Origin of the sequence: Pseudomonas sp. NFACC46-3 (assembly GCF_900114515.1) — a bacterium.
GTDB lineage: Bacteria > Pseudomonadota > Gammaproteobacteria > Pseudomonadales > Pseudomonadaceae > Aquipseudomonas > Aquipseudomonas fluorescens_Q.
The window spans coordinates 47,697-67,951 of sequence record NZ_FOTH01000016.1; the positions used below are offsets into that span (position 1 = coordinate 47,697).

22 protein-coding genes are annotated in these 20,255 nt (G+C 61.3%); 10 read left to right on the forward strand and 12 right to left on the reverse strand.

Annotated elements, in window-relative coordinates; translation table 11 throughout:
- Positions 1-11: 11 nt before the first annotated feature.
- Positions 12-1,145: an elongation factor P maturation arginine rhamnosyltransferase EarP gene (earP, locus tag BM300_RS16965; protein WP_092463389.1), complete on the reverse strand. Its 1,134-nt coding sequence runs from the start codon at positions 1,143-1,145 to the stop codon at positions 12-14.
- A 120-nt stretch (positions 1,146-1,265) separates the two neighbouring features.
- Here earP and BM300_RS16970 point away from each other — a divergent pair, with 120 nt between their 5' ends.
- Positions 1,266-1,652 carry a hypothetical protein gene (locus BM300_RS16970; RefSeq protein ID WP_092463391.1) on the forward strand — a complete coding sequence of 129 codons (387 nt, stop codon included), beginning with the start codon at positions 1,266-1,268 and terminating at the stop codon, positions 1,650-1,652.
- Between the two features lie 2 nt (positions 1,653-1,654).
- Complete coding sequence (locus BM300_RS16975; protein WP_025212614.1) at positions 1,655-2,137, forward strand: GreA/GreB family elongation factor; 483 nt, start codon at positions 1,655-1,657, stop codon at positions 2,135-2,137.
- 7 nt (positions 2,138-2,144) lie between these two features.
- Here BM300_RS16975 and cysB read toward each other — a convergent pair whose 3' ends face one another.
- The 4 genes from cysB to BM300_RS16995 all read right to left on the reverse strand — a co-directional run bounded on the left by cysB (position 2,145) and on the right by BM300_RS16995 (position 5,706).
- Positions 2,145-3,119 (reverse strand): HTH-type transcriptional regulator CysB, encoded by a 975-nt coding sequence (cysB, locus tag BM300_RS16980; RefSeq protein ID WP_003199376.1) that lies wholly within the window; start codon positions 3,117-3,119, stop codon positions 2,145-2,147.
- Positions 3,120-3,229: 110 nt separating this feature from the next.
- Entirely contained in the window at positions 3,230-3,730 is a 501-nt protein-coding gene (locus BM300_RS16985) for a universal stress protein (protein WP_014337270.1), read from the reverse strand.
- Between the two features lie 96 nt (positions 3,731-3,826).
- The gene (locus BM300_RS16990) at positions 3,827-4,732 is read right to left on the reverse strand and encodes a 5'-nucleotidase (RefSeq protein ID WP_092222945.1); all 906 of its coding nucleotides are present in this window, start codon (positions 4,730-4,732) and stop codon (positions 3,827-3,829) included.
- A 20-nt stretch (positions 4,733-4,752) separates the two neighbouring features.
- Positions 4,753-5,706: a putative 2-dehydropantoate 2-reductase gene (locus BM300_RS16995; protein ID WP_092222942.1), complete on the reverse strand. Its 954-nt coding sequence runs from the start codon at positions 5,704-5,706 to the stop codon at positions 4,753-4,755.
- Between the two features lie 267 nt (positions 5,707-5,973).
- Between BM300_RS16995 and BM300_RS17000 the strand changes: the two genes are divergently transcribed.
- Positions 5,974-7,050 carry a 3-deoxy-7-phosphoheptulonate synthase gene (locus tag BM300_RS17000; RefSeq protein WP_003199364.1) on the forward strand — a complete coding sequence of 359 codons (1,077 nt, stop codon included), beginning with the start codon at positions 5,974-5,976 and terminating at the stop codon, positions 7,048-7,050.
- 164 nt (positions 7,051-7,214) lie between these two features.
- On the opposite strand, the gene BM300_RS17005 is transcribed toward BM300_RS17000, so the two are convergent.
- Positions 7,215-7,496 (reverse strand): GNAT family N-acetyltransferase, encoded by a 282-nt coding sequence (locus BM300_RS17005; RefSeq protein ID WP_003199362.1) that lies wholly within the window; start codon positions 7,494-7,496, stop codon positions 7,215-7,217.
- 635 nt (positions 7,497-8,131) lie between these two features.
- On the opposite strand from BM300_RS17005, the gene oprI reads away from it, so the two are divergent.
- Complete coding sequence (oprI, locus tag BM300_RS17010; protein ID WP_003183784.1) at positions 8,132-8,383, forward strand: outer membrane lipoprotei OprI; 252 nt, start codon at positions 8,132-8,134, stop codon at positions 8,381-8,383.
- 140 nt (positions 8,384-8,523) lie between these two features.
- On the opposite strand, the gene BM300_RS17015 is transcribed toward oprI, so the two are convergent.
- From BM300_RS17015 to BM300_RS17025, 3 genes are all read right to left on the reverse strand, one after another.
- The gene (locus BM300_RS17015; protein WP_063322321.1) at positions 8,524-9,495 is read right to left on the reverse strand and encodes a L,D-transpeptidase family protein; all 972 of its coding nucleotides are present in this window, start codon (positions 9,493-9,495) and stop codon (positions 8,524-8,526) included.
- Between the two features lie 166 nt (positions 9,496-9,661).
- A complete protein-coding gene (locus BM300_RS17020; RefSeq protein ID WP_003199347.1) occupies positions 9,662-9,955 on the reverse strand; it encodes a hypothetical protein in 294 nt (97 codons plus the stop codon).
- Positions 9,956-10,011: 56 nt separating this feature from the next.
- The gene (locus BM300_RS17025; protein ID WP_063322322.1) at positions 10,012-10,617 is read right to left on the reverse strand and encodes an arylesterase; all 606 of its coding nucleotides are present in this window, start codon (positions 10,615-10,617) and stop codon (positions 10,012-10,014) included.
- 10 nt (positions 10,618-10,627) lie between these two features.
- On the opposite strand from BM300_RS17025, the gene BM300_RS17030 reads away from it, so the two are divergent.
- Genes BM300_RS17030 through greB form a run of 3 tightly spaced genes read left to right on the forward strand, consistent with a single transcriptional unit; the run spans position 10,628 to position 14,347 of the window.
- Positions 10,628-11,311, forward strand: a complete 684-nt coding sequence (locus tag BM300_RS17030; RefSeq protein WP_063322323.1) for an ABC transporter ATP-binding protein — start codon at positions 10,628-10,630, stop codon at positions 11,309-11,311.
- On the forward strand, positions 11,311-13,815 hold the full coding sequence (locus tag BM300_RS17035; RefSeq protein WP_092345801.1) for an ABC transporter permease: 2,505 nt from the start codon (positions 11,311-11,313) through the stop codon (positions 13,813-13,815). The genes BM300_RS17030 and BM300_RS17035 overlap by 1 nt, the downstream gene beginning before the upstream one ends.
- Positions 13,816-13,849: 34 nt before the next feature.
- Entirely contained in the window at positions 13,850-14,347 is a 498-nt protein-coding gene (gene greB / locus BM300_RS17040; RefSeq protein WP_092144836.1) for a transcription elongation factor GreB, read from the forward strand.
- A gap of 8 nt (positions 14,348-14,355) precedes the next feature.
- On the opposite strand, the gene BM300_RS17045 is transcribed toward greB, so the two are convergent.
- The 3 genes from BM300_RS17045 to BM300_RS17055 all read right to left on the reverse strand — a co-directional run bounded on the left by BM300_RS17045 (position 14,356) and on the right by BM300_RS17055 (position 16,869).
- Positions 14,356-14,664 (reverse strand): hypothetical protein, encoded by a 309-nt coding sequence (locus BM300_RS17045; protein WP_063322325.1) that lies wholly within the window; start codon positions 14,662-14,664, stop codon positions 14,356-14,358.
- Positions 14,665-14,912: 248 nt separating this feature from the next.
- Positions 14,913-15,347, reverse strand: a complete 435-nt coding sequence (locus BM300_RS17050) for a DoxX family protein (protein WP_063322326.1) — start codon at positions 15,345-15,347, stop codon at positions 14,913-14,915.
- Positions 15,348-15,447: 100 nt separating this feature from the next.
- Positions 15,448-16,869, reverse strand: coding sequence for an MltF family protein (locus BM300_RS17055; protein WP_063322327.1), 1,422 nt, complete (start codon positions 16,867-16,869; stop codon positions 15,448-15,450).
- Positions 16,870-17,105: 236 nt separating this feature from the next.
- Between BM300_RS17055 and BM300_RS17060 the strand changes: the two genes are divergently transcribed.
- The 3 genes from BM300_RS17060 (at position 17,106) to BM300_RS17070 (ending at position 20,249) form a co-directional block, all read left to right on the forward strand.
- Positions 17,106-17,912, forward strand: a complete 807-nt coding sequence (locus tag BM300_RS17060; protein WP_092144844.1) for a TatD family hydrolase — start codon at positions 17,106-17,108, stop codon at positions 17,910-17,912.
- A gap of 232 nt (positions 17,913-18,144) precedes the next feature.
- The gene (locus BM300_RS17065; RefSeq protein ID WP_092144846.1) at positions 18,145-19,626 is read left to right on the forward strand and encodes a methyl-accepting chemotaxis protein; all 1,482 of its coding nucleotides are present in this window, start codon (positions 18,145-18,147) and stop codon (positions 19,624-19,626) included.
- A gap of 248 nt (positions 19,627-19,874) precedes the next feature.
- On the forward strand, positions 19,875-20,249 hold the full coding sequence (locus BM300_RS17070; protein ID WP_092144848.1) for a terminase: 375 nt from the start codon (positions 19,875-19,877) through the stop codon (positions 20,247-20,249).
- Positions 20,250-20,255 lie beyond the last annotated feature (6 nt).

Sequence of the window (20,255 nt, forward strand, 5' to 3'; positions counted from 1 at the left end):
TAGGCCGCGTATCATATCCAATTTACATAAAACTTCACCAGCGCTGCGGCAAGATCGGCTCGCGAGGCCTGTTCCAGACACCACGCCTGGGCATGTCCGGCCAGTTCCTGCTGCTGTTCACGGGTGGCTTTCCAATATTCGGTCATGTCCTGGCCGGCATTCCAGGCCCGCCAAAGACCGCTGATCGCTTTTTGCGCATCTGGTGAAAGCCCCTGATTGTAGAGCCTGAGAAATGCCTCGAGCTTTTCCAGGTGGACGTCTTCTTCCTGCTGGTAGATATGCCAGAGCAGCGGCCGACCAGCCCATTGCGCGCGCACGAAGGAGTCTTCGCCACGCACGGCGTTGAAATCACAGCACCACAGCAACTGGTCGTACTGATCCTGGCGAACGAACGGCAGCACCTGCACCGTCAGTGCACCGCGTCGATGCAGCGCACCGACCTTCAGGCCTTCGACACCGAGCCAACACTCGACGTCGCCCAACACTCGCCCTTCGGGAACCAGCACATGAAATGCCTGGGTATCGGCTGCCATCGCGTCAAACCAGCTCGCCAGCCCGGCGTTCTCGTAGGCAAACAGCGAGATCAGACAGGCTTGCGGCGCCCGCTCCACGCCCAATCCTTGCAGGAAACTGCGTTGCGCTTCGGCATCCTGCTGAAATTGCCGGCGGCGCTCCAGCAGGCCGGCCTCGCGCAGCAAGCCACCCGTTCCCTCCCGAAAGCCGGGGAAAAAGAAATATTTCTGCACGTGCTTGTATTTGACTGACGGTAAGCCATGGCAACCGATCACCCAGTCCTCGGCGCTCAAATAATCGAGGTTCATCCACAGGGGCGTCGTCTGGCGCGCAGCCATCGCATCCATATAGGCGCTCGGCAGTTGGCAGGCAAACGCGGCGATCACCACGTCGGCGGCTTCGGTGGGCGCCCACTCCTCGGGCCAGTGACGCACTTGCACACCCTGCTGCCATTGCTCGGACAGGGTGATGTCGATTTCCGGGCAAATTCGTTCGAAGGCACGCAGGTCGTCGACCCATAGCCGCACCGCGCATCGATGCTCGGCCACCAACTGCCGAGCCAGACGCCATGTGACACCAATGTCGCCAAAGTTATCGACGACGGTGCAAAAAATATCCCAACGCACAGTCATTCCCGACTCCCTGTGGCAAAGGCCTGATTGTCCCGAATAAACCGATCACGCAGAAGAGCCGACGGCGATTAATCTTCATGCGACAATATCGCCTGCCCATGCCCCTGCCAGGAAGCAGCCATGCCCGATCACCCGACACCCTCGCGCCTCACGGCTTTGCAATTGACCTTCAGCATCGCCCTGGGCCTGTGGCTGGGGTTCCTCGCCATCGTGTTGACGGGCTGGCTGCTGTCCAGATTCCTGTTCAACGAACAACTGGCACCCGTGGCCGCCGCCGTCCATCAACTGGCGCAACCACCGGTGGTGCAACCACCTCCAGAGCCGCCCACGCCGATGTTCGAGCAGTACCAGCAGAACCTGCAGAGGAACGAGCAGCGCCAGGCGCTCGATCAGGCCCGCAACAATCCGCGCAACCTGTCCAACCCCAAGTGCCAGTTCTGGCTGCAACAGGACCAGAATGCGCCCAGTGAGAAAAGCCGCGCCAACGTCCTGCAATTCTGCGAATGACCATGAACAAACAGACCGTCCACCAGTTGATTCTCGACAAGCTCAAAATTGATCTCGACATCGCCGAACGCGCCGCGCAGACCGCCTACGAAACCGCGACCCACGAAGAAAACATCGCCGAGAACAAGTACGACACCCTGGGCCTTGAAGCTTCTTACCTCGCTGCCGGGCAAGCCAGGCGCGTGGAAGAAATACGCCAGGCCCTCGCCCTCTGCCAGAACCTGACACTAAGGCCATACGACGAACAGCGCGGCATTCAGGTGGGCACGTTGATTGGTTTAGAGGATGAGGACGGTCGCCAGCAATGGCTGTTCCTGGGGCCGGATGCGGCGGGCTTGAAGGTCTCGCTGGTGGGCCAGCCGATCACCGTCATCACCCCTCGCTCACCGCTGGGCCGCGGCCTTTTGGGCAAGTTCGAAGGGGATGAAGTAGAGATCGTGGTAGCGGGCGCCCGGCAACAGTTCGCTGTCACCGAGGCGATCTAGAAGGGTCTTAGTGCACCGGTAGCTCGACGCCGTCGAACAACTCTTCAAGTTCTTGCTTGTTGTGGCATTGGATGGCCTTGGCCATCACTTCCCGAGTCAGGTGCGGTGCAAATTTCTCGATGAAATCGCACATGAAACCCCGCAGGAAAGTGCCACGACGGAAACCGATCTTGGTCACGCTGGATTCGAACAACTCACTGGCATCCAGTACCACCAGGTCGCTGTCGAGCTTGGTATCGACGGCCATCTTCGCGACGATGCCCACACCCAGGCCCAGGCGAACGTAGGTCTTGATCACGTCGGCGTCGGCGGCGGTGAACACCACCTTGGGCGTCAGGCCACGATGGCTGAAGGCTTCGTCAAGTTTGGAACGACCCGTGAAACCGAATACGTAGGTCACGATCGGGTATTCGGCCAGGGCTTCGAGGGTCAGCTTCGGCAGCTTGGTCAACGGATGGCCCTGGGGCACGACCACACAGCGGTTCCAGCGATAGCACGGCATCATCACCAGGTCCCCGAACAGTTCCAGGGCCTCGGTGGCAATGGCGAAGTCCACGGTACCGTCGGCGGCCATTTCGGCGATCTGCATCGGCGACCCCTGGTGCATGTGCAGCGCCACGTCCGGGTATTGCTTGATGAAGTTGCTGATCACCGGCGGCAGCGCATAACGAGCCTGGGTGTGGGTGGTGGCGATCGACAAGGTGCCTTTTTTCTCGTTGGAGAATTCCTGGGCGATCTGCTTGATGCTTTCGACCTTGCGCAGGATCTCGCCAGCGGTGGTGATGATGCGCTCACCGGCCGGCGTCACGCGGGTCAGGTGTTTGCCACTGCGGGCGAAGACTTCGACGCCCAGTTCATCTTCCAACAGGCGGATCTGCTTGCTGATGCCGGGTTGCGATGTGTAGAGGCTTTGGGCAGTAGCGGAAACGTTGAGGTCGTGGTGCGCCACTTCCCAGATGTAGCGCAGTTGTTGAAGCTTCATATGTATCCCTCAAAGCAGTTGGACGCCACGGGCATCAGCGACGGTATATAACTATATGAAAGGTTTCGACAATAAATCTAGAACTTTTTATAAAAAGCCATCGTTTCGCCTCAGGCCTCTCCCTGGCGTCGGCGCTGTACCAGCGGTACCAGATAGACCGGCACCCGGGATAACTGCAATACCCGTGCAGCGGTTCTGCCCAAGGGGGTTTCACCGCTTGCCCCTTGGCAATGACTGCCTACGATCAGCAAGTCGACGGAGAGTTTCGCAGCCTGCTCCAGGATGACTTGGGAAGGATCGCCCTGGTACACCCTGACCGACTTGATCAGTTTCAAGTCCTGCTGCCCTTCCCCCAACTCCTCGCGGAAACTGTCGAGCACCCGCTGTTCGATATTGGCCATCACCGTATTCAGACCTTGGCGGTGAAATTCGTTCAGCGCCTGCTCGTCGAGATAGCTTTGCAACACCGACTCGGCGAACAGCCCCATCGGTTCTACCGCATGCACCACATACAACTCGGCTTCAAACGTCCGTGCTAACGCCAAGGCATGCTGCATCACATAAGGGGCGTACAGGCCCAGGTCTGTGGCGTACAGCATCGAACGAATCATGTGACCTCCTCGCGTGCCAAAATGGCGGAGATTGATTCAGCTTAGCAGCGCCCAGGGGACTGCGACGTGCGGCTTGACGTCCCGGACCAAGGGCAGTCAGGGCTTCACTTCGTTACTGATACCGTGGGGCACGTGACCGGTGGCGACCACCTCCCGGGCCAGTTCGCAATGGCCGGTCTGGTCATCGAAAAAAACATCGGCGGCGAAGGCTTCGAGGAAGGCCGACTTGGTCAGGCCACCCAGGAACAACGACTCGTCCAGGCGAATATCCCACTCACGCAAGGTCCGGATGACCCGCTCGTGGGCCGGTGCCGAACGGGCCGTCACCAACGCCGTACGAATGGGGCAGGCGTCCTCGGGAAACTCACGCTGCAGTGCATTGAGCGCCGCCAGGAACCCCTTGAACGGCCCGCCTCGCAGCGGCTCGCGGGCGGCCTGTCGCTCGCTGGCCTGGAAGGCCTCCAACCCATCGGCCTGATAGACGCGTTCCGACTCATCGGAAAACAGCACGGCATCGCCGTCGAAGGCAATGCGCAGTTCCTCGCTGGCCGCGCGACTGGCACCACCCGACAGGATGGTCGCGGCGGCAAACCCGGCGTCCAGGGCACTGCGCACGTCTTCAGCGTGGGTGGACAAAAAGAGATCACAACCGAACGCCTTGAGGTACGGGTACGGGCTGCGACCGCCCACGAAAGCCGCGCGCGAGATCGCCAGCCCATAATGATGGATCGAGTTGAACACCCGAAGGCCGGTGTCGGCGCTGTTGCGCGAAACCAGGATGACTTCGACCCGGGCACGCCCCAGGTGCTCGTTAAGGCTCAGCAGCTTTTGCACCAGGGCGAAGGCGTCGCCGGGTGCCAGGACTTCGTCTTCATGCTCGATCTGGTATTGCCGATAGGCTTCGACACCACTCGACAAGTACACCTTGTGGCTTTCCCTCAGGTCGAACAGCGCCCGCGACGAAATCGCCAGCACCAGTTTGTCGTCGATGTTGCTTGCCATACCGCTCCCCTTTCGCCCGCTCAGCGGTTATATCGGTCCACGAACGCCAACGCCTGGTACAAGGCTTCGATTTTCGGCAGCTCACACCCTGCCGCTTTCGCTGCCGCCAATGGCCGGCCGTAGATCGCGTCCAGTTCCAGCACACGCTTGTGGGAATAATCGTGGTACATGCTCGGCCAGTAGTCGGGCATCTTCTCGGTCATCGTGAACAGATACTCGGCATAACCCGGCGCGATATGATGCCCGCAGGCTTGCGCACCGCGGACCACCTCCCCCATCAGTGCCTGGATCAATTCGCGGCTATGGTCGTTGGCCATCAACGGCGTGGTACTGGCGCCCAACAGGACCGAAAGCCCGTTGTACGGCACATTCCACACCAGCTTCTGCCAGCGGGCCTGTTGCAGGCCCGGCATGGCCTGGGCGTCGATACCGGCGCTGCGGAACAGCGTCGCCGCCTCTTCGACGATCACCATGCGTTGTGCCTGATCGGCGCAAGGCCCACTGTGATAACCGACGTTGACCGCGCCCAGGGCCTGGTGGGTGACGACACCAGGGCCGACGCGATGCACGCAGATCAGGCACAGGCCGCCCAACAGGTGCAACGAATCGGGCAACAAAGGGCGAAGATCGTCTTCGACATCCAGGCCGTTCTGCAGCAAAAGGACTTTTGCCCCCTCAGCGGCAGCGTGGGTAATGACCGGGGCCAGCTCGGTATTGCTGGTGGTCTTGGCGCCAACCAGCAGCCAGTCGCAGGGCGGCATGTCGGCTGCCGAGCGATACGCCTGGACGGGGTTGAGGGCCAGCGTACCGTGGACCGCGCTGTCGATCCGCAAACCGGCTTCGGCCACGGCGGCAAATTCGCTGCGCAGTAAAAAGTGCACGTCAAAACCGGCACGCGCCAGCATCACGCCGTAGAACCCACCGATCGCCCCGGTGCCGATCATCCCGATCCGCGGTTTCACGCCTGCCTGCATCTTTGCAACTCTCCTGGTAAAAGTCCCTGCACACTATCAGCGCGAGCAGCATGGCATGCAATCATCATTACATCTGCTCACGAATCTGCTGCTGAGCCATCGCCAAGGCCTTTTCCCCCGCCTATAGGGCATTAAACCCGTCCCAGCCCATTGTCGAGCCCCCTCGTAACGCGATAAGGTTCGGCTCCCCGACGCGCTTAAAATCCGCTGTGCACCGCCGCGCGGGGATCGCTGGCGGCCGGCACCCGTGACCTGACGAGTAACACGATGGCTGATTTACCGATCAACGACCTTAACGTCGCCTCCAACGAGACCCTCATCACGCCTGACCAGCTCAAGCGCGATATTCCCCTGAGCGACGCTGCCCTGCGCACCGTGACCAAGGGCCGGGAAGTCATCCGCAACATCCTGGACGGCACCGATCATCGCCTGTTCGTGGTCATCGGGCCCTGCTCGATCCATGACATCAAGGCCGCCCACGAATACGCCGAGCGCCTGAAGGTGCTGGCTGCGGAAGTCTCCGACACCTTGTACCTGGTCATGCGGGTGTATTTCGAGAAGCCCCGGACCACTGTCGGCTGGAAAGGCCTGATCAACGACCCGTACCTGGATGACTCGTTCAAGATCCAGGACGGCCTGCACATCGGTCGTCAATTGCTGCTGGACCTGGCGGAAATGGGCCTGCCCACGGCCACCGAAGCCCTGGACCCGATCTCGCCGCAATACTTGCAGGACCTGATCAGCTGGTCGGCCATCGGCGCGCGCACCACAGAATCCCAGACCCACCGCGAAATGGCCTCCGGCCTGTCGTCGGCGGTGGGCTTCAAGAACGGCACCGACGGTGGCCTTACCGTGGCGATCAACGCCTTGCAGTCGGTCTCCAGCCCACACCGTTTCCTGGGCATCAACCAGGAAGGCGGCGTGTCGATCGTCACCACCAAGGGCAACGCCTATGGTCACGTGGTACTGCGCGGCGGCAACGGCAAGCCGAACTACGATTCGGTCAGCGTCGCGCTGTGTGAACAGGCGCTGAACAAAGCCAAGATCAAGCCGAACATCATGGTCGACTGCAGCCACGCCAACTCCAACAAGGACCCGGCACTGCAGCCGCTGGTGATGGAGAACGTGGCCAACCAGATCCTGGAAGGCAACCAGTCGATTATCGGCCTGATGGTCGAAAGCCACTTGAATTGGGGCTGCCAAGCCATCCCGAAAGACCTCGCCGACTTGCAGTACGGCGTCTCCATCACCGATGCCTGCATCGACTGGAGCGCCACCGAGAACACCCTGCGCAGCATGCATGCCAAGCTCAAGGATGTTCTGCCGAAGCGTCAGCGCGGTTAAAAAACATCGCAGCCTCGTTTCACTCGACAGCTCCTACACAGCTCCTGCACATGTTTGGAGCGGGGATGTAGGAGTTGGCGAAGCCTGCGATCCTTTACTTTCCTCAAGGCATAAAAAAACGCCGTGCTCTTCAGCACGGCGTTTTTTATTGGGAATCCTTTTTCTCAGAGTTTCGCCGCGTGCCGCTGGTGACGCTCCATGTAGCGCTCCACGTAGGAGCAGGATGGGATCACCGTGTAGCCCATTTCTTCGGCGTACTGCAGCGCACTTTCGGTCAACGCCGCCGCGATGCCCCGGCCGCGCAAGGCGTTGGGCACGAAGGTGCGATAGATATCCAGGGTCTGCTTGCCCAGGTCCATATAGGTCAGATAAGCACGATGACCGTCCACGTTGGTCTCGAACTGATGACCAGCCTGGTCATGGTGGATGGTAACCGCCTCGCTCATCACTACTCCTCGCGGGTCTGAATGCCGACCCCTACCTTACCGATGTTTTTCCGGCGAAGGAACATCTACGCCACCCCGTGCCTTCCTGGTCACCGAGCGCCAAAATCGATCCGCTCAAACCCGAGCACGTCGTGAATAGTAGGCACCAATGACGCAAATGCTCAAGGCACGCCTGTCATCGAAGGGGTAAACCTTGTCGGGTTTATCGATTGAGCGCCATCGTCGCGCTGTAGTCGGTCACGGTGCAATAGCTGAACATCGCCAGTTGTTGAGTCTTGAGACGAGCGCGCGTAGTTAAAGTCACCGCCAATACCAATAAAGATGCCTGGGGCATTGCACAAAAAATGTACAAAAGTGTAGGTGAATCAATAAACAACGACGTTAGCGAGGGCTGCTAGAGTTCTCCGCCGCCACGGAACTTTTTTTCGTCGACGTGCTCCAGCCAAGGGCTTTGGGCTGTATATTTTTTAAACACCCCTTAGAAAAGTTGCTCGAAAAAGAATCACCGCCTACAATTTTTTTGCTTCTTGCGCTACGTCAGTTTACTTACTACAAGTAATGGGTAGTATGTACGCCGGCTAACTCCTCAGTCTGGGGAGACAGTCACTAATAGAATGTCCTTGAAGGGGAACACGATGAACAACGTTCTGAAATTCTCTGCTCTGGCCCTGGCCGCAGTTCTGGCTACCGGTTGCAGCAGCGCATCGAAAGAAACCGAAGCACGTCTGACTGCTACCGAAGACGCAGCAGCTCGCTCCCAGGCTCGTGCAGACGAAGCTTACCGTAAAGCTGATGAAGCTCTGGCTGCTGCTCAAAAAGCACAACAGACTGCTGACGAAGCTAACGAGCGTGCTCTGCGCATGCTGGAAAAAGCTAGCCGCAAGTAATAGTCCCCCGGGATTGTTATCGAGCCGACCCATTTTTGGGTCGGCTTTTTTTTGGGTTCGAGAGCGGCTGCCCGGTGTTTTCCCAAGCAATAAAAAACCCGCCGACATCGCGAAACGTCGGCGGGTTGTTGTCGAGTCTTTTATTGCTGCAAGTCGATCGGCGCGCTCGTGACCATCGGTGCCGAGGTATTCGGAACAGCGATTTCCACCGGCATGCCATCTTCGGCCGCCACCACGTCCCGCACCACGTCCCAGTTCATGCGCAAGTTGCTGGTGATGTCTTCACGCTTGAGCATCGCGTTGATCACTGAGGTGTGCTTGTCCACCACCGACGGGTTGCCCTTGTCGTCCAGCGGAGTGTGAGCCTCCAAGTACACCTTGCCACCGCTCAAGCCCAGCTTGTAGGGGTCGTTGATGATCCGTACCGATGTGCCCACCGGCACCATGCCGGCCATTTCCAGCACGTTATTGTTGAACATCCGGAAGCAGCCGTGGCTGGTGCGCATACCGATGCCGAACTTCTTGTTCGAACCATGGATCAGGTAGCCCGGGGTGCCCAGGGTGAACTTGAAGGGGCCCAGCGGGTTATCAGGGCCGGCGGGCACGACGTTCGGCAGCGGGTCGCCGTCGGCGGCGTGTTCGGCCTTGATCGATGCCGGCGGGGTCCAGGTCGGGTTCGGCGTCTTGGCGATGATGCTGGTGTGGGCGATCGGCGATCCCCAGCCCTCACGCCCGATCCCCAGCGGGAAGGTGTAGACCACGTTCCGCCCCTTGGGGAAATAGTAGAGACGGTACTCGGCAAGGTTGATCACGATGCCTTCGCGCGGGCCCGGCGGCAGGATGAAACGAGTCGGCAGCACGATCTCGGTGCCTGCGCCCGGCAACCAGGGATCGACCCCCGGGTTGGCGGCGACCATCTCGCTGTAGCCCAGGTCATAGGTGGTGCCCAGGTCGGCGAAGGTGTCTTCGTATTTGGCCTTGATAACCTGCACCTGGCCAACGATGTCTTCACCCGGTGGCGGCAGAGGCAGCTCCAGGGCGGCAACGTGGCCCGCCATACACAGGGCGGCAAGAGACAGGCAGCGGGCGACGGCAGGCAAGCGCGGCAACATCCGGGAAATCCTTCGCAGATCGAACAAGGGGTGATGAAAACGGCGATTGTACACTGCCACCTGTTATTTCGGGGAGAGCGGCAATCAAGCGTCCGATGCACAGCATTTTGTTCGGCATTCACCCCGCGCCCTGTGGGAGCCGCGGGTCATGGCACGCGCGAAGGGATTACAACTCGAACCGCAGCTCCGGCCAGATCGGCGATGTGCCGCGCTTCTGGGATTCCAGGATCGCCCGGCACAACGAGCACAGGCGATGATCCTGGAAAATCTTGCGATCGACGCTCGACCAGCGCGGTTGGGCCGGCAGCAGGCTGCCGCAGAGAGTCCGATCGGCCGAGCCACCGAGTTCCAACTGCCGGGTCACCAGGTGCACCCGCACTTCCTGGCAGGCGAACAGATCCAGCTGCTCGTCAGGCTCGATCAGTTGGTAGGCAAACAGGGACCAGGCGGGACGCGGCATCGGGGGCTCCAAATCGGGGGCGCCACATTAGCCGAAAGCCCGCCGGTAGAAAAGCGTCAAAGCAGCGGTTTCAGTGTCGGCCATACATTTTCCAGCAACTTGCCCTGGGCCGCGACGGACGGGTGCAATCCGTCGCCTTGCATCATGGTCGGGATGCCACCGACGTCCTTGAGAAAAAACGGCACCAGGGGGACTTTTTTCTCCTCGGCCAGGGTGCTGTAGACCCGGGCAAAGGCTTCGGTGTAGCGCCGTCCGTAATTGGGTGGCAGTTGCATACCCAGCAAAAGCACCTGGGCACCGCTGGCGCGAGCGCTGTCGATCATCGCTGCAAGGTTTTGTTGCAATTGTGTTGGCGGTTGACCGCGCAAGCCATCGTTGCCGCCCAGCTCCAGGATCACCAGGTCCGGCTTATGGGCTGCAAGCAGCGCCGGCAGCCGCGCCTGGCCTCCGGCGCTGGTGTCGCCACTGATGGAGGCATTGACCACTTTATCGTCAAAACCCTCGGCCTTGAGCCGTTGTTCGAGCAACGACACCCACCCTTGCCGGGTATCCAGGCCGAAAGCCGCGCTGATACTATCGCCAACGATCAGGACTGTACCCGCCGCTGCGTTCTGGGCCATGCACATCAAGGCCAGGCCGGCACTCAAAAACCACACACGCATCGGATTCTCCATGGGCTCAAGCATTCTCACCGCGACGGACCTTAGCAAAGTGGTCTCCAGCGCGGAAGGTGAACTGACCATCCTGCACGAACTCAGCCTGGAACTGAACAAAGGCGATAGCCTGGCCATCGTCGGCGCGTCCGGTTCCGGCAAATCCACCCTCCTGGGCCTGCTGGCCGGCCTCGACCTGCCCAGCAGCGGCGAGGTGACGCTCGCCGGCCGGGCCCTCAGCACTCTGGATGAAGACCAGCGTGCGCGGATCCGCGCCGAGCACGTCGGTTTCGTCTTCCAGTCGTTCCAGTTGCTCGACAGCCTCAATGCACTGGAAAACGTCATGCTGCCGCTGGAACTGGACGGGCGCAAGGATGCCCGCGAACGCGCCACGCAACTGTTGCAGCGCGTCGGCCTGGGCCAGCGCCTGACTCACTCGCCGCGCCAGCTCTCCGGCGGCGAACAGCAACGCGTGGCGATTGCCCGCGCCTTTGCCGCCGAACCCGACGTGCTGTTTGCCGACGAACCCACCGGCAACCTCGACAGCCACACCGGCGAGCGCATCAGCGACCTGCTGTTCGAATTGAACAAGGAACGCGGCACGACCCTGGTGCTGGTGACCCATGATGAACGCCTGGCCCATCGCTGCCGGCGCCTGATCCGACTTGAAGCCGGCGAGATGGTCGCCCCTCTGGAGCCTTGATGGCACGCTTGCCGCTGTTGCGCCTGTTCAGTCTCGCTGTCCGTCAATTGCTTCGCGATGCCCGCGCCGGTGAGTTGCGGGTGTTGTTCTTCGCCCTGCTGGTGGCGGTGGCGGCCAGTACCGCCATCGGTTACTTCGGTGCCCGCCTCAACGGCGCGATGATGATGCGCGCCACCGAATTCCTCGGTGCCGACCTGTTGCTCGAAGGCAGTTCCCCCGCCCGCCCGGAGCAGATCCGCAACGGCACCGACCTGGGGCTGGAACACGCCCGGGTCGTGGAGTTCTCCAGTGTCGTGGCCACCGACAATGGCATCCAGCTGTCCAGCGTCAAGGCGGCCGATGACCGCTACCCATTGCGCGGCGAACTGAAAAGCAGCCCCGCCCCGTTCGCGCCGGAAGAAACCGGCGGACGCCCGAACCCTGGCGAGGCCTGGGTCGAAGCACGGTTGCTGACGGCACTGGACCTGAAGATCGGCGACAGCATCGACGTTGGCAACCAAACCCTGCGGTTGGCCCGAGTGCTGACCTATGAACCGGATCGCGCCGGCAATTTCTACAGCCTCACCCCGCGAGTGCTGATCAACCTCAAAGACCTGGAGGCCACCGGCGTGGTCCAGCCGGGCAGCCGTGTCAGCTATCGCGACCTGTGGCGCGGCCCGGCATCGGCGCTGCAAACCTACCGCGACCTGGTCAAGCCTGGCCTTGAAGCCAACCAGCGCCTGCAGGATGCCCGCGACGGCAACCGGCAGATCGGTGGTGCCCTGGGCAAGGCCGAGCGCTACCTGAACATGGCCAGCCTGGTGGCCGTATTGCTGTCCGGAGTCGCCGTCGCGCTCTCGGCCAACCGCTTTGCCACCCGACGTTTCGATGCCAGTGCACTGCTGCGTTGCCTGGGCCTGTCACGCCGGGAAACCATGGTGCTGTTCAGCCTGCAATTGACGGTGCTGGGCCTGCTCGCCAGCATCAGTGGCGCCCTGCTCGGCTGGATCGCCCAACTGGGCCTGTTCGCCCTGCTGCACGACCTGCTGCCCACCACCGTTCCGCCGGGTGGCCTGCTGCCAGCAGTCGCCGGGATCGGCACCGGGCTGGTGGCCCTGGCGGGGTTCGCCCTGCCGCCATTGGCTGCACTGGGCCGGGTACCACCGTTGCGGGTGCTGCGCCGGGATATGCTGCCGATCCCCTCCAGCTCCTGGGTGATCTACGGTGCCGCGCTGGGTGCCCTGGGCCTGATCATGTGGCGCCTGAGCCTGGACCTGGTCCTCACCTTCGCACTGCTGGGCGGTGGCGTCGTTGCCGCCCTGGTGCTCGGCGGCTTGTTGTTGCTGCTGCTCCAGAGCCTGCGTCGCCTGCTGGCCCGCGCTTCCCTGCCCTGGCGGCTGGGCCTCGGCCAATTGCTGCGCCATCCCTTGGCCGCCGCCGGTCAGGCCTTGGCGTTCGGCCTGATCCTGTTGTCCATGGCGTTGATCGCGTTGTTGCGCGGTGAATTGCTGGACACCTGGCAAAACCAGTTGCCGAAAAACGCGCCGAACTATTTCGCCCTGAATATCCTGCCCAACGACAAACAGGCCTTCACCGACAAACTGCTGGAATTGTCCGCACAATCTGCTCCGCTCTACCCCGTGGTCCCCGGTCGCCTCATCAGCATCAATGGCGAGCCGGCCACGGAGTTCGTCACCAAGGACTCGGCGGGTGACCGGGCGCTGCAACGTGACCTGAGCCTGACCTGGGCTGCCGACCTGCCGGCGGGCAACGTTGTCACCGCAGGGACCTGGTGGCCGCAGCAGCCACCGGACGATATCCCGGGGGTTTCGGTGGAAGGCAAAGTGGCCGAGAACCTCAAGATCAAGCTGGGCGACCGCCTGGTATTCAGCGTGGGCGGCGTCAATCGTGAAGCGAAGGTCACCAGCCTGAGGGAGATCAACTGGGACAATTTCCAGCCCAACTTCTTCATGATCTTCCAGCCCGGCACATTGAAGGATCTGCCAGCGACTTATCTCACCAGTTTCTACCTGGCATCGGGCCACGACCAACAGATCGTCGACCTGTCCCGGGCCTTTCCGGCGGTGACGATCCTGCAAGTCGAGGCCCTGCTCGAGCAACTGCGCAGCATCCTGGCCCAAGTGACCCTGGCGGTGGAGTATGTGTTGCTGTTCGTGCTGGCAGCGGGGATGGCGGTGCTGTTTTCCGGCCTGCAGGCGACCCTCGACGAGCGCATACGCCAAGGCGCGCTATTGCGCGCACTGGGCGCCGAACGGCCCCTGCTGGTCAAGGCCCGGCGCATCGAGTTCGGCCTGCTGGGCGCGGTCAGTGGCCTGCTCGCGGCCCTGGGGTCGGAGCTGGTGAGCCTGGTGCTTTACCGGTACGCCTTCGACCTGCCCTGGCATCCGCATCCTTGGCTGTTGGTATTGCCGCTGCTGGGGGCCTTGTTGATCGGTGCGGCCGGTGTATTCGGCACCCGTCGAGCGCTCAATGCCAGCCCGCTGACAGTATTGCGCGAGGGTTGATAGACTCCCGGTTTCGCTATTACAAGAAGTTGCCATGAGCCGTTATCGCCCACCCCGCACTGCCGGCACCGCGCTGATCACCCCCGAGGGTGAAGCGCGGATGCGCGCTGAATTCCATGAGCTGTGGCATGTGCGCCGTCCACAGGTGACCCAGGCGGTCAGCGAGGCGGCGGCCCAGGGTGATCGTTCGGAAAACGCCGAATACACCTATGGCAAGAAAATGCTACGGGAAATCGACAGTCGCGTGCGCTTCCTCACCAAGCGCCTTGAAGCGCTCAAAGTGGTCAGTGAAAAACCCAGCGATCCGAACAAGGTGTATTTCGGCGCCTGGGTGACGGTCGAAGATGAGGACGGCAAGGAATCACGCTATCGCATCGTCGGCCCGGACGAGCTGGACCTGAAACAGAACCTGATCAGTATCGACTCACCGTTGGCACGGGCCCTGATCGGCAAGGCCCTGGATGCCGAGGTCAGCGTCCAGACGCCTACCGGCGAAAAACGGGTCTACATCGTGGACATCTCGTATCCGTAATCCTCGCCTCAGCGGCGCGTGATCAATCCCTGCCGGGCGACACGGGTCAACTGCCGGATCATTTGAGGAGCGTCCGCCGCACTGGGGGACTGGATGACGGCCAGGTCGAAACTGTCATTGGCGAACCGCGCCAGTGACTCGCCGTCTTCGACAAACTGGATCAGGAAAGCTGCGGGCCCATGGTTACGACGCGGCCAGCCGTCGAGATAGCGCAAGAGCGTTGGCTGGTGAGTGCCGCCCAGGAGAATTTTCGGGTTGCGTTGCACAAGGTTCGCCGTGATCGGCGCAAGACGTACTAGGGGGCTGGGTGCGTTCATCGTGTCGTGTCTCTGCCTCAAAAGTCTGCATGGCAGGTGAGAGGCAACACCGAACCAGCGCTTTAGCGGTATTTCGAAGCCTTGTCTTCGGCTTCTATCGGCGACTGGATCGAGTCACCTGGCGCCCCGCAAGTAGCTGTTTAAATCGGCGCATGAGCGGCATCCTAGAGAAGCTGACCGGCCAGTGTCAAGAATCACTTCCCATGAAAAGGCCCGTACAAGACGGGCCTCGAATTCAAATCGTGCAATCAACCCGCGATAGCGCGATCGACCGACAGCTTGCCCGCGCCTTCGATCAGCACGGCAATACTGCCCGCCAGCAACGCCAAGGCAAACTCATAACCGTTGTTGGCCATGAACAAGCCGTTACCGATGTGCACGGCGAAAATCGCCACCAGCGACAGGAAGGCCAGGCCTAGTGCAGCAGGACGCGCCAGCAGGCCGATGATCAGCGCCAGCCCGGCAAAAAACTCGGTACCGCCCGCCAGTGTCGCCATCACGTAGCCCGGGGTCAGGCCGATGCTTTCCATCCACTGCGCCGTGCCTGCAAGGCCGTAGCCACCGAACAGGCCGAAGAGTTTCTGCGAGCCGTGGGCAGCGAATATGACACCAACGGCGATGCGCAGGACAGTCAGGCCGTAGCCAGCGCGGGTAAACAAGACTTTATTGATCAACGAGCTCATGCGGGTTCATCCCTAGGTGTGTGGTTGTTGGTCGCCATATTAATCAAATAAACTTGTACAAAAAGCGCAAAAAATACGAGATACAAATCGAATTTATCGATTATTTTCGCTGGGCGACCTTTTGATCTCCAGGCTCCAGCGACTCTCGTTCACGATCAAATGCCAAGTAGTACTTATTGACACTATTAACGTAGCTGACGGCGCCCATTCCCACCTGCTCCATGGCAATGCGTTCGACCTGGAAAAACCACTGGTTGGGGTTCAGTCCACGCCGTCGGGCCTCGGCTCGCATACCTTGGACGCGCTCGGGGCCCATGTTGTAAGCGGCCAGGACGAAGGCCATGCGTTCGCGCTCGTTGAGCTTGGGGCTGGCAAAGAACTTGCGGCGGATGAGGGCCAGGTACTTGGCGCCAGCCTGCACATTGGCGTCCAGGTTCTGGATGTTATCGACGCCGACCCGCTGAGCCGCCGAGGGGGTGATCTGCATCAGGCCGGTGGGGCCTGTGCCGCTGCGGGCGTTAGGTTGCAGGGCTGATTCCTTGAAGGCCAGGGCCGCCAGGTTGAGCCAGTCCATGCCTTGGGCATCGGCATGTTTTTGCAGCACCGGGCGCAGTTTTTCCAGACGCTGGCGATCAGCCCGGGCCAGCGGATAGTGGACCTGGTACAAACGCCGGTAGATACGCAGGAATGCCGCGTCCTCGTTGGCGGGCACCTTGTAGGTCGCCAGGAAGCGGTCGATGCTCGCCCGCAGCATGGCGGCGTCACGGCGAACGAACCAATACTCGTCACTCGGCTCGCCGATCAGCACCTGCCGGTCGAAGCGCAACTTGGGCAGGATCTTGCTCCAGCGCTCGGCGATGGGCTGCTCGACGATGGTCAAATGGAAAATCCCACCCTGGACCATTTCCAGGACATCCTCTACAGCCAAGGTGGGATCGACCCATTCGACCTTCACCGGCGGCAGCTTGAGCAGCGCCAGTTTCTGGTTGATCTGGCTCACCGAGTCTCCCGCAGCGCTGCCGTTGGGCAGGGCCAGGGTCTTGCCGGAAAGTTGCTCCACACGGGTGTAGCGCTTCTCGCCCTTGATACCCACCAGCAGCAACGGCACGTCGGTACGGATCGGATCGCTGGCGCTGACCGCATGGCCGGCCTGCAGTTCGAGCAACTCACCCGGCGCTACCAGATCGCCCTCCCCGCGCTGCAAGGCGCCGAGCAACTGGTCCTTGGCCATGGGGATGATCTTGAGGGTGATTTCCTGGCCATCCCGGGCGTGGCCGTTGAGGTATTGCTCGAAGGCTCGCAACCGGTGGTATTCGACGCCAATGGGTTGGCCCTGGACTTCACCGGAGCTGTTGCGGCTCTGGTTGACCAAAACCTTCAACACACGGCTGCTGCGGATTTGCGCCAGGTCGCGCACCGTGCCCGGCGCCACCGCCTGCACCGGCCCGGGCAGCCGCGCCTCGGCCGGCATTGGCAACAACAGCGAACAACACAACAGTAGCAATACCTGGGGACGTGTCATCCACTCTCCGGAAGGAATACTGCGGACCGCCTCCCTTGAAAAACGAGGCTGAGTCGACAGAAACAGAGCGCCTGGGGCGCTGAAAAAGTGCGGAAGACTGGCACAGTGATGGCTTTTATACCAACCCGATATGTCTCGCGGCCTTAACAGACAGCCTCAACTCGTTGTAGTTCTTGGCTTTTCTTATAAATCTACAGCTCTGATATGCTTTCCAGCCTTTGGGCCGAGGTAGCACCATGCAACTCATCGATATCGGCGTCAACCTGACCAACCCCAGTTTCGCCGACAAACATCAGGCGGTGCTCGAGCGCGCCTATGAATCCGGGGTCTGCCAACTGGTCTTGACCGGCACCAGTATCGAGGGCAGCGAACAGGCTCTGGAGCTGTGCCAACGCCTCGACGAAACGGGCGAGCGGCTGTTTTCCACCGCCGGCATTCACCCCCACAGCGCCAGCGACTGGACCGCCGACAGCGCCCGACACCTCAAGGATCTGCTGATGCACAGCCGCGTGCGCGCGGTGGGCGAATGCGGGCTGGATTTCAACCGAGACTTCTCCCCCCGGCCACAACAGGAAAAGGTCCTGGAAGAACACCTCGCCTTGGCGATCCAATTGCAATTGCCGGTGTTCCTGCATGAGCGCGATGCCGATCAGCGCTTGCTGGACATCCTCCGGGATTTTCGCGATCAGTTGCCGGCAGTCGTGGTGCATTGCTTTACCGGTGAAAAGAAGGCGTTGTTCAGCTATCTCGACCTGGACCTGCACATCGGCATCACTGGCTGGATCTGTGACGAACGCCGGGGCACGCACCTGCACCCGTTGGTGCGCGAAATTCCCCGCGGTCGACTGATGCTCGAAAGCGACGCGCCGTACCTGCTGCCCCGCACGCTGCGGCCCAAACCCAAGAATGGCCGCAACGAACCGGCCTACCTGACGGAGGTCCTGCGTGAAGTAGCCTTGCACCGGGGCGAAACCCAGGAAGACCTGGCAGCCCACAGCACCGCCTGCGCCCGGGCGTTCTTTGGGTTACCCACGATCTCGTGAATCCTGCAAATCCTTGCTCGCGATAGTGGCGCACCAGCCTGCACATTGGCTGACTGACACACCGCTATCGCGAGCAAGCTCGCTCCCACCAGAGGACTTCGTTGTCTGTTGGCCCACATCAAGACCCAGGGACTTCGTTGCCTGTTGACCCACATCAAAATCCCGTCACCTGAGTAGCGGCAGAATAATGGCACCTTGCCAATGCTGTTTCCGCTATCAGAGAAGACCTTCCATGGGTGCCTGGCTTAGCAATATCTCGCTGAAATACAAATTCTGGGCGGTCAATGCGGTCGCCTTTGTCACCACCTTGCTGCTGGTGCTCTACGCGGTGCACCTCGAACAGCAGGCGCGTAACCACGCGGCCCAGGCGAACGCCCAGGCCCAGGCGCACCTGCTGGATGCCTGGCCTGCCGGAACGCCCTTGCCCAAGGTCGACTATCTCCTGGCATTCCCGCGCGACCAGGTCCCCGTTCTCAACGAACAACCGTTGCCTTCGCTGGCCCAGGCCAAGGGCTGGGTCGAACTCGATACCGGGCTGCTGTTTGGCGACGACCCGCTGCTGGGCGCCCAAGTGATCCATCGAGGTGAAAGCCAACGACTCGCCGTGCTGGCCCAAGGTGTAAGCCTGAGCCAAGTGTTCAGTGAACGCTTCAGTCAATACGCCGCGGCCGTGTTCGTGTTGATGCTGGCGATGCTCGGCGCTTCGCAGTTGTTGATCCGTTTTTTGCTCAGCCAGCTCAACACACTCAAAGACGTGATGCTGCACGTGGAAAAAACCGGCGACCTGTCCGCCCGCGTGCCCCTGGCCTGCGAGGACGAAGTGGGCCAGATGGCGGCGGCGTTCAACGCCATGCAGGCCGGTTATCAACGGGTGGTCGACACCGTTGCCAGCACCGCCCGGCAGTTGGACAGTGGTGCCGCGCGCCTGGCGTCGAGCATGAACGATGTTCGCCACGGCATGCTCGGCCAGCAAAGCGAAACCGATCAGGCAGCCACGGCGATCAACGAAATGTCCGCCACGGTTTATCACATCGCCCAGCATGCCGGCGCCACCCGCGACCTGTCGAAAACCGCCGACACCCTGGCCGGCAACGGTCACGACGTGGTCGCCCGGGTGCAACAGTCGATCACCGGGCTGTCTTCGGGTGTGCAGCAGACCGCCGAAATGATCCAGCGCCTGGCCGAAGACAGCCAGAAGATCAATGGCGTGGTCAGTGTGATCCACAGCATCGCCGAACAAACCAATCTGCTGGCCCTGAACGCGGCCATCGAAGCGGCGCGGGCCGGAGAAATGGGCCGAGGCTTTGCCGTGGTGGCCGACGAGGTGCGCAACCTGGCCAAGCGGGTACAGACCTCCACGGATGAAATCACCACCATGGTTTCGGCCCTGCAGGCCGGGACCCGAGACGCAGTGGACTTCATGCAGGAGAGCTCGCTCAAGGCCGACGATTGCGTGCAACAGGCCCGCGAGGCCGGCGATGCGTTGGCACAGATCACCGCAGCGGTGGCGCAAATGCGCGAGAGCAACACCCAGATCGCTGTCGCGGCCGAACAGCAAAGCCATGTCGCCGAGGAAATGAACCGGGCGGTGGTGAGTATTCGCGACGTGACCGAGAACACCGTTCGCCAAACCGTCGACTCAGCCACCACCAGCCATGAACTGGCGACGTTGGCGGGCGAGTTGAGCAAGGCGATCGGGCAGCTCAAACTGTAGAACGCCGGCTTGCCCGACTCCCTTGTGGTGAAGGGATTCCCTCTGTGGGAGCAAGGCTTGCCCGCGATGGGTGCGATGCGGTCCTTGGTGAACCGAGGCGCCTGCATCGCGGGCAAGCCTTTCCCCCACCCCCGCCACAACAGCAAAACTGTATGGCCACCTATCGCCTCGATAGCCAACCGCCATTCGCCGCCCCGGTCGCACGGACCTATCCTTGGGTTATTCGGTTTCGTTCAAGGAATAGCATCATGGGCAAACGTCACCCCAATCTTCCAGCCTGGCAATGGCGCGCCTACCCAGACAATCATCGCCACCCCACCAACCTGGTGTTGCACCTGATTGCCGTGCCGCTGTTCATCATCGCTTTTCTGCTGATTGTGTCGGGGGTGTTCAGCTTGAGCCTGGGCGATGTCGCCATCGGCATCATCGGTCTGCTCGCGGCACTCGGCTTGCAACGTCACGGACACAGCCTGGAGACCCAGGCCTCCGAGCCGTTCAGCGATCGCAAGGATGCCGTGTCACGCCTGCTGGTGGAACAGTTCCTGACTTTTCCGCGGTTCTTTCTCAGCGGTGGCTGGTGGCGCGCCTGGCGGGAGCGCCACCGTCACAACCGCAAGCCTTGACCGAAG